13 protein-coding genes are annotated in these 13,865 nt (G+C 67.1%); 8 read left to right on the top strand and 5 right to left on the bottom strand.

What is annotated here, in order from left to right:
• Positions 1–102 precede the first annotated feature (102 nt).
• From G6N48_RS19835 to G6N48_RS19825, 3 genes are all read left to right on the top strand, one after another.
• The gene (locus G6N48_RS19835; RefSeq protein WP_085270485.1) at positions 103–951 is read left to right on the top strand and encodes a helix-turn-helix transcriptional regulator; all 849 of its coding nucleotides are present in this window, start codon (positions 103–105) and stop codon (positions 949–951) included.
• 84 nt (positions 952–1,035) lie between these two features.
• Entirely contained in the window at positions 1,036–1,938 is a 903-nt protein-coding gene (locus tag G6N48_RS19830) for a class I SAM-dependent methyltransferase (RefSeq protein ID WP_085270484.1), read from the top strand.
• 136 nt (positions 1,939–2,074) lie between these two features.
• Entirely contained in the window at positions 2,075–2,332 is a 258-nt protein-coding gene (locus tag G6N48_RS19825) for a hypothetical protein (RefSeq protein WP_139825890.1), read from the top strand.
• A 5-nt stretch (positions 2,333–2,337) separates the two neighbouring features.
• On the opposite strand, the gene G6N48_RS19820 is transcribed toward G6N48_RS19825, so the two are convergent.
• Positions 2,338–3,411, bottom strand: coding sequence for a GGDEF domain-containing protein (locus G6N48_RS19820; protein WP_085270482.1), 1,074 nt, complete (start codon positions 3,409–3,411; stop codon positions 2,338–2,340).
• Between the two features lie 796 nt (positions 3,412–4,207).
• Here G6N48_RS19820 and G6N48_RS19815 point away from each other — a divergent pair.
• Complete coding sequence (locus tag G6N48_RS19815; RefSeq protein WP_085270481.1) at positions 4,208–5,863, top strand: NAD-dependent malic enzyme; 1,656 nt, start codon at positions 4,208–4,210, stop codon at positions 5,861–5,863.
• Positions 5,864–5,924: 61 nt separating this feature from the next.
• On the opposite strand, the gene G6N48_RS19810 is transcribed toward G6N48_RS19815, so the two are convergent.
• Positions 5,925–6,710 (bottom strand): COG4705 family protein, encoded by a 786-nt coding sequence (locus G6N48_RS19810; protein ID WP_085270480.1) that lies wholly within the window; start codon positions 6,708–6,710, stop codon positions 5,925–5,927.
• 290 nt (positions 6,711–7,000) lie between these two features.
• On the opposite strand from G6N48_RS19810, the gene G6N48_RS19805 reads away from it, so the two are divergent.
• Positions 7,001–8,257 carry an MFS transporter gene (locus tag G6N48_RS19805; protein WP_085270479.1) on the top strand — a complete coding sequence of 419 codons (1,257 nt, stop codon included), beginning with the start codon at positions 7,001–7,003 and terminating at the stop codon, positions 8,255–8,257.
• On the opposite strand, the gene G6N48_RS19800 is transcribed toward G6N48_RS19805, so the two are convergent.
• Positions 8,250–9,434 (bottom strand): MFS transporter, encoded by a 1,185-nt coding sequence (locus G6N48_RS19800; RefSeq protein WP_085270478.1) that lies wholly within the window; start codon positions 9,432–9,434, stop codon positions 8,250–8,252. The two genes, G6N48_RS19805 and G6N48_RS19800, sit on opposite strands and share 8 nt — an antisense overlap.
• A 40-nt stretch (positions 9,435–9,474) precedes the next feature.
• On the bottom strand, positions 9,475–9,948 hold the full coding sequence (locus G6N48_RS19795; protein ID WP_085270477.1) for a GtrA family protein: 474 nt from the start codon (positions 9,946–9,948) through the stop codon (positions 9,475–9,477).
• A 356-nt stretch (positions 9,949–10,304) separates the two neighbouring features.
• On the opposite strand from G6N48_RS19795, the gene G6N48_RS19790 reads away from it, so the two are divergent.
• Both G6N48_RS19790 and G6N48_RS19785 read left to right on the top strand, forming a co-directional pair.
• Positions 10,305–10,667 (top strand): PAS domain-containing protein, encoded by a 363-nt coding sequence (locus G6N48_RS19790; RefSeq protein ID WP_139825896.1) that lies wholly within the window; start codon positions 10,305–10,307, stop codon positions 10,665–10,667.
• Positions 10,668–10,723: 56 nt separating this feature from the next.
• A complete protein-coding gene (locus tag G6N48_RS19785; protein WP_085270548.1) occupies positions 10,724–11,410 on the top strand; it encodes a class I SAM-dependent methyltransferase in 687 nt (228 codons plus the stop codon).
• Positions 11,411–11,417: 7 nt separating this feature from the next.
• On the opposite strand, the gene G6N48_RS19780 is transcribed toward G6N48_RS19785, so the two are convergent.
• Positions 11,418–13,358 (bottom strand): potassium transporter Kup, encoded by a 1,941-nt coding sequence (locus G6N48_RS19780; RefSeq protein ID WP_085270475.1) that lies wholly within the window; start codon positions 13,356–13,358, stop codon positions 11,418–11,420.
• 204 nt (positions 13,359–13,562) lie between these two features.
• On the opposite strand from G6N48_RS19780, the gene G6N48_RS19775 reads away from it, so the two are divergent.
• Positions 13,563–13,853, top strand: coding sequence for a hypothetical protein (locus tag G6N48_RS19775; RefSeq protein ID WP_085270474.1), 291 nt, complete (start codon positions 13,563–13,565; stop codon positions 13,851–13,853).
• The last annotated feature ends 12 nt before the right edge of the window (positions 13,854–13,865 follow it).

Raw genomic sequence — 13,865 nt, 5'->3', positions numbered from 1 at the left:
TCGTCGGGAACCAGGCGCTCAGGCAGTCGTCCGGTTTTCGTAGGACTGGCGGTACCAGGACCGAACCTTTCTCGCGGGGTCCGCGTCGAGCACAGTAGGAAGATGGAATCCTGGGAGTTCGGCAGGACGGTGCGGCACTGGCGCGACCGGGTGCGGCCGTCGGCGGTGGGCGTTCCCGTCGGAGGGCGTCGCCGCGCGACGGGTCTGCGTCGCGAAGAACTCGCCGGGCTGGCTGGGATCTCTGTCGACTACCTGACCCGCCTCGAGCAGGGCCGGGCCACCTCGCCGTCGGTCCAGGTCGTCGAGGCGCTCTGCCGGGCGCTGCGCCTCTCCGACGCCGAGCGCGATCTCCTCTTCCTGCTCGCGGGGCACGTCACGCCCGGCCTCGACGTCGTACCCTCCCGCATCACGCCCAGCGTGCAGCGCCTACTCGACCGCCTGGCCCACACCCCGGTCGCCGTCTACGACGCCACCTGGACACTGCTCGTCGCCAACGCGCCGTACGACGCGCTGATGGGCCAGACGACGAGCTGGCGGGGAGTCGAGCGCAACAGCGTCTGGCGCAACCTCGTGGGCCCGGGCACCCGCGCCGTCCACACCGCCGACGAGCGTGCGGTGTTCGAGGCCGGACTGGTTGCCGACCTGCGCCTCACCTCGGCCCGGTATCCGGCCGACCAGCGGTTGAAACAACTGATCCGCCAGCTCGCCGCGCGCAGCCCGCGGTTCACCGAACTCTGGGAATCCGGCGCCGTCCCGGAGCCGCATCAGGACTTCGCTCGGCACAAGATCATCGACCATCCCGACGTCGGTCGCATCGCGCTGGACTGCGACACGCTCATCGTTGCGGCCGACGACCTGCGTATCATGATGTACACCGCCGAACCCGGCACGAAGGACGCCGAACTCCTCTCTCTGGCAATCGTTCTCGGCACCCAATCCCTGGTCGACTGAGGTTCTTGGCCACACGGCGTACAGTGAAGCCATCGCTTAACTGACCTAACTAATGCTTGGAACGCCACGGGGAGGAAGCTTCGAATGGGCCGCACCGAGAACGACACCTGGGATCTCGCGTCCAGCGTCGGCGCGACCGCGACCGCGGTCGCCGCGTCGCGCGCGATGGCATCCAAGGGACCGGAACCGCTTCTCGACGATCCTTGGGCCGACGCGCTGGTCCGCGCCGTAGGTATCGACACCTTCGTCAAGCTGATCGACGGCGAGCTCGGGCAGACCAGCGATCCCCTGCTGAACCGCCGTGCCATGGACGAACAGATCACCGTGCGTACCCGCTTCTTCGACGACTTCTTCCTGCAAGCCACCGCCGCGGGCATCCGGCAGGCCGTCATCCTGGCTTCCGGGCTGGACACCAGGGCGTACCGGCTGCCGTGGCCCGCGCAAACGGTGGTCTACGAGATAGACCAACCCGATGTCATCGAGTTCAAGACGAGGACACTGCGCGACCTGGGGGCCGAGCCGACCGCGGCGCGGCGAACGGTTGCGGTCGACCTGCGCGACGATTGGCCCGCGGCGTTGACCAACGCCGGGTTCGATCCCCGGCAGCCGACCGCCTGGACCGCCGAGGGCCTGTTGGTCTACCTGCCCCCGGACGCGCAGGACCGCTTGTTCGACAACATCGCCGCGCTCTCGTCTCCGGGCAGCCGGATAGCGACCGAGCACCTGGACATGCGCGGCATACCGTCCGACTGGGCCGAAAGGCTCACCGAGCGGTCGCGGCGCATCGGCTCCAACATCAACTTGGCCGAGCTCTTCTACACCGGCGAACGCAATACCGCCGCCGACTACCTCGCCGGGCACGGTTGGCGGACCGACATCCGTACGACCGAGCAGGCCTACGCGGCGCACGGATTCGAGTTACCCGATGACGAGCTGGCGTCGTTCGGGGGCGCGTCCGGCTACCTCACCGCGACGCTCGCTCGCTGAGAAAGACCGACGATCGAAGGCCGCGACCTCATCGGCCAGGCCAAGGGCATCCTCATGCAACGTTCGAGAGCCGCCTGAAGCCAGTCGAGTAGCGCACGGGGTGAACCGGATCGGTGAGTTGCCGCGTCCTACCGACATGCTCACTCCACGCTTGCTCGCCAAGCTCCTGGTCGGCGCCGCCGTCGCATTCGGTGGCCTCGGTTGCGCCGCGTCGGCCGCCGCAGAACCGGGGCTGACCGGAGCCGACCAGAACCCGTTCGACGGCCTCCGCTGTCAATGCGGCGAGTCCGCCGCACCCGCCGGCCCGGCCCGGCGCGCGGAGATCGATCGAGGAATCCGGGAGGGCCTCACCGCCTGGTTGCCCGGCCTGCCGGCGCCGGCCGATCGCCGATGAACGATCTACGCACGGGCGCTGTGGCAAGCCTGGTTCCCCCCGTTGCGTTTGGCGGCGTACATGGCCCTGTCGGCGCTGACGACAAGTTCGTCGATCAGGCGTGCGACGTCCGGTCCGGTCAGTAGGTGCAGCGCGGTGCTGGCGCTGCCAATGCTCGCCGTGATCTTCGGGGAGAGTCCGGCGAAGGCGTCGCAGAACCGCGCCGTCAAGGGCCACACGTCCGCGTCGGCAGCGGTCACCGCGACCAAAAACTCTTCGCCGCCGGCACGGCAGATCACCGCGTCGGCAGGTGTGTGGGCCCGCAGCAACTCCGCGACCGAACGCAGGGCGCGGTCGCCGGCCGGATGACCGTGCGTGTCGTTGATGCGCTTGAAGTTGTCGAGATCGATCATCACCACCGCCAAGTGCGTGTGCGCCTGGGGTGGATTCGCCAACCGAACGGCGACCGCCGCCGTGAAGGCCCGGCGGTTGAGCAAGCCCGTGAGAGCGTCCTCCTCGGAGCGCTGTGCGTACAAGCCCATCGCCTGCGAAATGCCCCAAATCGCCAGGGGGATCGACAAGTTGACGAAATTGATGACCCACAGAGCAGAGACGGCCGTGGCCACGTTGACCTCTATGGCCAGCCTGAGCACCACCGTGGCGGCGAGCACGGTCGCTACCAGCGCGTTGACGAGCAGCAGTCGAAGGCTGTGGAAGAACGCCATGTAGCCGCCGGTCACCGCCATGGCCGTACACGCCAGCGCGGCCAGCGCCGCAGTGGGCTGAATGAGACTCCACCCACCGATGCACAACGCCCCGATCACCGCGCCGGCCTGGGATTGCCTGCGCGTCGGCCATCGCGTCAGCCACATGGCGGTCATGCCGACGGTGACCGCCGCACCGAACACAGCGGTGACCACCTGGACAGCGGTCGGATGGCTCTGGCTGGGCAGCACAGTCAGCGGCACCAACGCCGAGGATCCGGCGACGACGGACATGATCATGCGGGCCGGCCGCAGCATGCCGCGTTGCAGCAGGAACGAGGTGATCCAGTCGAACTGGTCGGGCTGGCTCCACCACGCTCTCAGAGGCGCCGTCACCCGACGAACCTCCGACCGTCCTGCGGGAAGGATTCGCGGTGCTTGCGATCGGCCGATCCGCAGGGACCGGGGTGGCGGTGCATCGACTCCCCCTTCGCCCGTTCGGGCGGTGCAATTCGCCCGCAGCGGCTAGCGCATCGCCAACCTCGTCACCGGCCTTCGGCCATTTCCTGTTTTACGCTCAGAATTTCCGGCCGTTGGCGGTATTCACAAACTCCCGGGCGAAAATGCTACTCCGTTGCCAGGGCTTCGCTTTGGGGACGAAATCGCTGAGAACGCCCTTGGCTGACGTTACGAATAAATGTAACGTTCCAGGGGTGGGCGCGTCAGAATTGCGATGTTGTGTATGCGGGAAGCGGTTCCACGGTCGCTCCGACGCGTGTTACTGCTCGGGCGCGTGCCGGCAGAAGGCCTACCGGTCACGCGTCGCCAGCCGGCAATCCGACGTACCCGACATCGGGCAGTCCGACTACGCGACGGCATTCGCGCGACAGTTGCGCAGGCGCGCGCGCAGAGCGCGTAGGGAGTCCAAAGTGATCTGCCGTGAGTCGGCCGCCCTGCGCGCCAACCGCCCCGGCTGAGGGGCACCCACCGAACCGTGTTGTGGACATGGTCATCCCGAACCGCGGTCAAACCGGCGATGAACGCCGCATGTCCGCGGTGCGCCCGGCCGCCGAGAGTAGCTGACCCGTGACCGAAGGATTCGACGCCGGTGGATTCCCTGCGGTAGCTTCTGGTTGTCTCGCGGAGGCAAAGCGCCGCATCGGCCGAATTCCACGGCAGAAGGGCTTTCTCGATGTCCGACGACAAACGTGGTCAAGCAAGGCTGTTCGACGCTCTGACGACCAAGGGCACGGCCTTCACGGAAGACGAGCGGCGGAAGTTCGGACTGCTGGGCCTGCTGCCGACCGCGGTGAAGACCATCGACGAACAGGCCGCGCACTGCTGGCACGAGTTCTCAACTCGCCGAGACGGTCTCGACCAGCACATCTATCTGCGCGCCCTACAGGATCGCAACGAGACGCTGTTCTACCGCGTGCTGAGCGACCACATACCCGAGACCCTGCCCGTCGTCTACACGCCCACCGTCGGTGAGGCCTGCCAGCGTTTCAGCGAAATCTACCGGCGCCCAAGAGGATTGTTCGTTTCCTATCCCGACCGCGACCGCCTCGGCGAGGTGCTGGGCAACCGGCCCCACCGCGACGTCGACGTGATCGTGGTGACCGACGGGCAGCGTATTCTCGGCTTGGGCGACCAGGGGATCGGCGGCATGGGTATCCCGATCGGCAAGCTCTCGCTTTACACCCTCATCGGCGGTATCGATCCCGCCCGCACCCTGCCGATCGTGCTCGACGTCGGTACCGACAACGTCGAACTGCTCGACGACCCGCAATACCTCGGCTGGCGTCACCGGCGCATCGACGACGACACGTACTACGAATTCATCGACCAGTTCGTCACCGCGGTGCGCGAGCAACTGCCGGATGTGCTGCTGCAGTGGGAGGACTTCGCCACCGCGCACGCCCAGCCGATCCTTGCCCGCTACCGCGACAAGCTGCTGACCTTCAACGACGACATCCAGGGCACCGCCGCCGTCACCCTAGGTGCGTTGCACGGCGCCGCGAAGGTGGCCGGCCGGCCGCTGTCGCAACAGCAGGTCGTGATGCTCGGGGCGGGCTCCGCCGGCATCGGCGTGCTGGACATGATCCGGCGGGAGATGGTCAACGAGGGGCTTTCCGAGCGTGCGGCCCGAGAGCGGCTCTGGGTCGTCGACGTCGTCGGGCTGCTCACCGACGACCGCACCGATCTCTCCGAGGGACAGCGCGACTTCGCCCAGCCCGCCGACCGCGTGGCCGATTGGAAGCTGTCCGGGCCGGCCCAGTTGGCCGATGTCGTGCACAACGTCGACGTCGGCGTCCTGCTCGGGCTGTCCACCGCGGCCGGCGCATTCACCGAGGAGATCGTGCGCGAGATGGCCGCGAAGGCCGATCGCCCGATCATCTTCCCGCTGTCCAACCCGACGAGCCGCGCCGAGGCGCACCCGGCCGAACTGGACCACTGGACCGACGGGCGGGCGCTGATCGCCACGGGCTCGCCATTCGCTCCCCTGCAGCACGACGGCGTGGAAAAACGTATCGCGCAGTGCAATAACGTCTACATCTTCCCCGCGATGGGGCTCGCGGTGACCGCCGCGCAGGCGAGCCGGGTCACCGACGAGATGATGCGGGTCGCCGCGGCGACCCTCGGCGACGCGTCACCCGCCCTGACCGACCCCGACCAGCCCCTGCTACCGGACTGGGCCGACGTCCCTGACATCGCTGTGCGCATCGCCCACGCCGTTGCCGTGCAGGCCGTCGCGGACGGCGTGGCCCCCGAGCGCAGCGATCAGGAACTCGCCGGCCGCATCGACGAGGTCCGCTGGACGGCTGAATATCCGGAGACGTCGGCGTGACTTGCCGCCAGGGCGGTACTCACCCCACGAGGAAGGACGGCGGCCTTGACGAAGACGGTCGTCAGGACTCGGTGACGACGTCCCCGGCGCGACCGGGGTGGCGCCCCGGGCGTTGCGGCAGGACGATGAGCAACGCGACGATCAGTGCGGCGATGACCGCCGAGGCAAGTGGGCGACTCAGGGCCAGGCCGCCGTCGGCCACCGGCTTGTCGAGGAAGTCACCAACGGTCGCGCCCAGGGGCCGCGTGAGGACGAAGGCAACCCAGAACAAGACGACGCGGGAGATTCCGGTCCAGTAGTACAGGGCCACCACCACGACGAGGCCGGCGGCGAAGATCAGCGCGCCGCGCTCGTACCCGAATCCACGAGTGTCGGCCAGCCAGTCGCCCAGGGCGGTGCCCAGCGTCTGCGAGAAGGTGATGGTGGCCCAGTAGAAGGCCTCCACTTTCGGCGTCGACACGGTGCTCACCGACACGGTTCCCTGCGTCCAGCGCCAGAGACCGAGGGTCACTATCAGGCAACCGGCCAGCAGAAGGGATCCGCCCGTGTAACCGATTCCCAGTGACCTGTCCGCGAAATCGGCCAGCGCCGTGCCGAACGTCGTCGACGCCACGATGGTCGCCCAGTATAGCGACGCATGAAAGCGCTTCGCGAAGATTTGCGCGGCGACCAGCACCAGTAGGCCGACACCGAACAGCGCAACCCCGGCGACGTACCCCCAGTTCAGCGTCATCGTGACGGTGTCACCGCCGGTTTCACCCAGCGTCGTCGCCAAGATCTTGATCACCCAGAAGCCGAGGGTGACGGCCGGCACCTTGGCCAGCACTTGCTTCGTGTCGTCGCTCATCGTCGCAGTCTTCCCGGCTCGTCGTTGGTCACGCCCACGATAACCGTGGGCGCCAAACCTGCGTGAATGATTAGAGAAGCTGGCAGTCAGCTATGATTTCGCATGCCCGGGCGCCGGGGCGCGAAGCGCCCCTGGGACGTCAACGATCAAGCCGTGCAACCTTTTTCCCTTTAGGGGCCTCTCAAACGACCGCTACGGCCCTGACCATTGCTTAGCAATCAGCTTAAGATTCAATAAGTTTCGCGGTTCGCAGGCCGTGGTGGCACTGTCCGTCGTGCCAAGATGGATGTATGCAGACGGATCCAGCTGCCACACACCAGATTGGTGCGGGTGCTCGATGGTCGGTGATGGCCGTATCGGTGGGCATAACGGCGAGTTCGTTCCTGTTCATCAACGGTGTTGCCTTCCTGATCCCTTCGCTCGAGGCTCACCGCGGCATCCCGCTGACCGAAGCCGGCTTGTTGTCGTCGATGCCGAGCTGGGGCATGGTGCTCACGCTGGTTCTGTGGGGCTGTGTGCTGGACCGCGTCGGTGAGCGGACGGTGTTGGCGGTGGGCTCGGCGCTCACTGCGACGGCGGCCTACGCCGCGGCATCGGTCCATTCGATGTTGTGGGTGGGCGTCTTTCTGTTTCTCGGGGGCATGGCTGCCGCGAGCTGTAACACCGCCGGCGGCCGCCTGGTGTCCGCGTGGTTCCCCACACGGCAACGGGGCCTGGCGATGGGGATCCGGCAGACCGCACAACCGCTCGGCATCGCTCTGGGCGCGCTCATCGTCCCCGAACTGGCCGAACGGGGCGTTCGTCCGGGGTTGATGTTCCTCGCGCTGGTGTGCACCGTGGCGGCCGTTGCCAGCGTCCTGGGAATCGTCGATCCACCGCGCAAATCCCGCCGCGTCGCCAGCGAACGCGAACTCGCCAACCCTTATCGCGGATCGCCGGTGCTCTGGCGAATCCACGCGGTCGCCGGCTTGCTGATGGTTCCTCAGACGGTGACCGTGACCTTCATGCTGGTGTGGCTGATGGATCATCATCACTGGTCCGTGGCAGCGGCCGGCGGTCTGGTCACCGTGTCCCAACTGCTCGGAGCGCTCGGCCGCGTCGCGGTCGGTCGGTGGTCTGATCGCATCGGGTCGAGGATGCGCCCGGTGCGCCTGATCGCCATCGCCGCCACCGGGGCGCTGCTGCTGCTGGCGCTCACCGACAGCAGCGGATCGAGATTCGACGTGGTGCTCATGGTTGTGATCGCGGTGATCGCGTCGCTCGACAACGGGCTGGAAGCCACCGCCATCACCGAGTTTGCCGGGCCATTCTGGAGCGGACGAGCGCTGGGGATGCAAAACACCACCCAGCGGCTGATGGCGGCCGCCGCGCCTCCTCTCGTCGGCGCGCTGATCACGGCGGCTGCGTATCCGGCGGCGTGGGCGCTGTGCGGGTTGTTCCCGCTGGCGGCGATCCCGCTGGTGCCGACGCGCCTCATGCCGCACGGATTGGACGATGCGCAGGCCCGACGCCCCGAGGGCGACCGCACGTCGGCCGGCGTCAGGTGAGCTGACGCCGGCTGCCGGCTTGAGCGCCCAGCAGCACGACCGCGAAAACCGCGCCGGCGACGCCCGAGAGCAACAACGGCAACCGCCCGTCGGCTCCCCACAGCAAGCCGGCCCATAGTCCCGCCGCCAGCACTGCGAGCCCGTTGAAGCCCTGCAGCAGGCCCTGGGCGCTGGACTGCAGGTCTTCGGCGACAGTTGTTGAGATCCAAGCCTTTCCGACGCCGTCATAGCAGGCGGTGAACAGCCCGTACACGGCGATCAGCACCCCGGCGGCGGTGGGGTCGGTGGTCAGGCCCAACCCGAGGTAGCCGACGGCGAAGAACACCAACCCGGTCCCGAACACCGCAGGCCGGCCGAGACGGTCTGCCAGCACCCCGGACGGGAAGCTCGCGATCGCGTAGACGGCGTTGTAGCCGACATAAGCCAAGATGACGCCGACCACCGAGAAGCCGATCTGCTTGAGCCGCAACAACAACAGCGCGTCCGGAAAATTCGCCAAACTAAACGCGACCAGGAAGGAGGTCACACCCCAATATCGGCGCGGCAACCGCCGGACGCCGGCGAGCATGCTCGGCCGGATCGCCTTGGGCTGAACCCGTGGCCGTTCCCGTACCCACGCGATCAAGAGCGTGCTCAGCACCGCGGGGAGCACGGCCAGGTAGAGCACCGGACGGATCTGGTGGGCGAAGAGCTCGTACCCGGCGAGTCCGAGCAGCGGCCCGATCACGGCGCCGAGGGTGTCCATCGCGCGGTGAAACCCGTACACCCGGCCGCGTTCGGCCGGCTTCACCCCCTCCACCAGCAACGCGTCACGCGGGGCTCCGCGGAGGCCCTTTCCCAGCCGATCGACGACCCGTCCGACGAGCACCCCGGGCCAGACGCCGGCCGCCGCGACGATCAGCTTACCCAGCGCGGCCGTCCCATAGCCGGTCGCGATGAGCGGGCGGCGGGTGAACCTGTCGCCCAAGGGACCCGACACGACCTTGGTCAACGAAGCGGCGCCTTCGGCGGCGCCTTCGACCGCGCCGACCACTGAGGGTGGCGCGCCCAGCACGGTCGTCAGATAGATCGGCAGCAGCGGATACAGCAGTTCACTCGCCGCGTCCTGCAGCAACGACACCAGCGACAGCACCCAAAGGTTGGGGGTGAGCCACCCCTGCGGTTCACGAACGGTCATCGTCGGACAACCTAGCCCGGTGGACCGGGCAACGCGAAGATCAGCGGCGGAAGACGACCCACCGCATTGCGCTGTACATGTAGACCGCTTCGCAGATCCCTGCCGCTATTCGCGACACCTGATATTGCACCCCTAGGGCCGCCAGCGCGCTGGTCAACCCGAGAATGAAGGCCAGGTAATTGACCAGGACAACCACCACGTAGATCGCGACCTGTTGACCGACCGGCGCGTGGGACTGGAAGTTGAAGATGCGATTGAGCGCGTAGCTGAGCGCGAACGCACAGGCGTAGGCGGTGGTGACGGCGACCGGCACCGGGAGGTGGAGCAGGCTGTGCAAGCCCGTCAGGATCGCCAGGTCGACGGCGAAGGTGAGGCCGTTGATCAGACAGAAGCCCAGAAAGGTGGGTGCGACGATCGAGTCGAGCCCCAGGGGAAACCGGGCGACAACCCGCTCGCACGTCTGGTGAAATCGGTCGACCAGCTGCGTTGCGCTGGTTCGCGATCCGGTTTGCACACGGGTACGGTGCCATGGCCGGGTATCGGCCGCGTGATCAGTTGGCTAACTCCGGGAGCGGCGATGCCGTACAGCGGCGCGACCACTCGATCTTCGGTCTGCATCCCAGGTACCTCGCCGCCGAAAACAGGTAGTCCGCTACGCGTGCGCGAGGCATGCTCGCGCCCGCATGATTTCCGGCATCGACCATCTCGCCGCGGAACGTGTCAGGAGGTGCCCCGATGGCCGCCAAGCCGGTTGCATCCAGCGCAGTGCCGCCTAGCGGTTCGAGTCCGCAAGCGCGCGCCTCGCGCGCCCATCTCGCCCTCAAGCCACCGACGGGGCATCGGCCGAATCGGCAACTCGACCAGTCCCCGATTGCTGTTTTGAGGCAATTGCCCGCGCTGGTCGCACTCGACAGCATTCCGGTCCCTGTGCTCGCCACCGAGCACGACGGCAGCATCCTGTTCACCAACTCCGCCTTCGGTGAAATGTTGGGCCGCAGACCCGATGACTTGCTGTCGCTGCGCTTCGATCAAATCTTCCACCACACCGCCGGTCCGCAAGCTCTGGTGTCTGCCACTCACGCCGTTACCAACATGGTCGTCGAGCTGATCCACCGGGACGGTTCGATCGTGCGGGCGCTGATGAGCCGGTCGATCCTCCGGCGCGCCGACGACCGCTTCATCCTGTCGGCATTTCGCGATCTCACCACACATCTCTGGGAGAACGAGCGGTGACGCGTGCTATATAAGGCCGGTTGAGATATATCAGGATCATTGATACCGTGGGCGCCATGACTCAGCCAACGCGAGATATGTTCGAAGCCGCTTACCAGGGCAATGATCCCGACATGGGCGAGGGCAACCGGCCACCGTGGAGCATCGGCGAACCACAACCCGAGATCGCGGCCCTGATCGAGGCCGGAAAATTTCACGGCGACGTGCTCGACGCCGGCTGCGGGGAGGCGGCGGTCTCGCTGTATCTGGCGGAACGTGGCTATACCACGGTGGGCCTCGACCAGTCCCCCACGGCCGTGGCGTTGGCACGCGAGGAGGCGGCCAGACGCGGACTGACCAACGCCACCTTCGACGTCGCCGACATCAGCGCCTTCACCGGCCACGACGGGCGCTTCGGCACCATCGTCGACAGCACGCTGTTCCACTCGATGCCGGTCGAGCTGCGCGACGGCTACCAGCAGTCGATCGTGCGGGCCGCCGCGCCGGGAGCCTCCTACTTCGTCCTGGTCTTCGACCGCAACAGCATGCCGGCCGGACCGGTCAACGCCGTGACCGAGGCCGAGCTGCGGGCCGCGGTGGGCAAGTACTGGGTGATCGACGAGATCCGGCCCGCCCGCATTCACGCCAGCGTTCCCGAGAACTTCCTGACCCACTTCGAGGGCTTCGCGGGCGCCGACATCCGCGACGAGCCCAAGGGCCGCAAATCTGTTGGCGCTTGGCTGCTTTCGGCGCATCTGGGCTGAGGTACCGTCACACCTCGATGCGCGCACCCATCACGACGGTGCGGTCCATGGGCAACCCGAAGTACTCGGCGGCGTCTGCGGCGATGTACGACGTGGCCACGAAGAGGCGCTTGCGCCATGCCGGCATGGTTGGTGCCGAGCCGGCCCTCAGTTCGAGCTCCGACAGGAAATACGAGGCGTCGTCGACGGCGATCGGGCCTTCCGTCTGTCGGGGGTTCAGCAGGCGCAGCACGCCTGGAATGTTGGGCCGTTCCATGTATCCGAATTTCGCGGTGACGTGGATGACGCCGTCCTGGGCGTAGCCCAGCGGGTCGACCTCCAACCGCTCCGAGTCGGGCACGCGTGGCGCCGGGACCGTTTCTATCGACATGAGCACCACATGCTCGTGGAGCACGTGGTTGTGCTCGACGTTCGCCCGCAACGCGAGGGGCGCATTCTCTTTGCCGCGATTGAGGAAGATGGCCGTCCCGGCGACCCGCACCAGAGGCGGACGGTAGGCGGCCATCTCTTCGACGAATTCGCGCAGCGAACCCTCGGCCTTCGCCCGCGCCAGCGTGACGAGCTCGTTTCCCCGCTGCCAGGTGGTCATCACCGTGAAAGCCGTCGCGCCGATCAGAAGCGGAACCCACGCGCCGTGCACCAGCTTGGTCAGGTTGGCCGCCACAAACAGCAGGTCAACCGTCAATAACGCGCCGGCGCCGATCACGATCAACCACCACGGCGTGCGCCATCGCGTGCGGGCGATGTAGAAGAACAGCAGCGTGGTGATGGTGATCGTCCCGGTCACCGCCATGCCGAACGCGAACGCCAGGGCCGCCGAACTTCGGAACGCGAAGACCAGGATCAGCACCGACACCATCAGCAGGCCGTTGATCCACGGCACATAGATCTGGCCGATCGTCGACTCGGAGGTGTGCACGACCCGCAGCCTGGGCAGGTAGCCGAGCTGGGCGGCTTGCGACGCCACCGAGTAGGCGCCGGTGACCACCGCCTGCGAGGCGATGACCGTCGCCACCGTCGACAGCAACACCATCAGCAGTCGAGCCCAGTCCGGTGGCAGCAAAAAGAACGGGGCGCCGACGAGGCTCTTGTCACCCAGCAGTAAGGCCGCCTGGCCGAAGTAACTGAGCATGCAGGCCGGCATGACGACGAACAGCCATCCCCGGGTGATCGCCGACCGACCGAAGTGACCCATGTCGGCGTAGAGCGCCTCCGCGCCCGTCACCGCCAGCACAACCGCGGCCAGCGAGAAGAAGGCCGTGTCGAAGTGCTCCCCGATGAACGTCAGCGCGTACACCGGTGACAACGCCCGCAGGATCTGGGGCTGCTTGGCGATCCCGTGAACACCGCACGCGCCGATCGAGGTGAACCACAACACCATCACCGGCCCGAACACGCGCCCGATGGCGGCGGTGCCTCGACTCTGTAGGGCGAAAAGACAGACGATGATCGCCGCGGTGACGGGCACGACCCAGTCGCCCAACCTCGGCTGGATTACCTTGAGCCCCTCCACGGAGGACATCACCGAGATCGCCGGGGTGATCATGCTGTCGCCCAGAAACAGCGACGCGCCGAACAGACCGAGCACCGCCAGCGTCATCGCCGTTCGCCGGCTTCCCCGCCCGACCCACCGGCGAACCAGGGTGATGAGCGCCATGATGCCGCCTTCGCCGTCATTGTCGGCGCGCATCACCAGGGTGACGTAGGTGAACGTGACGATCACCATCACCGACCAGAAGATCAGCGAGACCACGCCGTAGATATTGTCGGCGGTGACCGGTATGGGATGGGGGTCGTGGGGATCGAAGATCGTCTGGATCGTGTAGATCGGGCTCGTCCCGAGGTCGCCGAACACGACGCCGAGCGCCCCGATGACGAGCGAGGAGCGGGCTTGCCGGGTTCCGAAGATCGCGCGAAGTGGCAACGCGGACTTGACCTGCGTGGGCATGCGAGTTCCTCTGCCGGGTAGCGGGAGGTGGCGCGGCCCGTCGATCGTAAGGCGTATCGCGGCGCCGCACCATCTGACGCGGCGCGCTGCGCGCGGCGACGCAGGCACCGTGACGTCGGTCACCCACGGGCAGCCTTTCACCCGCTGGGGCGTTCTTGAAGGTACTACGCCACCGGATGGCGGTACGACGAGAGCGAGGCGGACATGGGCAACGCGACAACGACGATCGGGGCAGAGCAGCGCAGCCGCCGCGCCGAGACCGTGGCGTTCTGGATTCTCGCCGGCTTGATCATGGTGATCGCCTTCGGTGAGGCGCTAGCCGTACTGGTGGCGACGTCCGCAGTCGTGGCCGCCGTCGCATGGCTCTATCGCAAGGTCGAGCGGCGCTTGGAAAGAAGCGACACGCAGATGGCGGGAGTATCGCACCTCCCCGTGCTCTCGATGCCGGGACACGCATCGGGCAGCTCGCCGCTGCGTGGGCATCACGCGGCGTGATTCGTTGCGGCC

The organism is Mycobacterium parmense (genome assembly GCF_010730575.1).
GTDB classification, from domain to species: domain Bacteria; phylum Actinomycetota; class Actinomycetes; order Mycobacteriales; family Mycobacteriaceae; genus Mycobacterium; species Mycobacterium parmense.
Note: the sequence above shows the minus strand (reverse complement) of the source record. Positions and strands in the feature narration are given on the sequence as shown.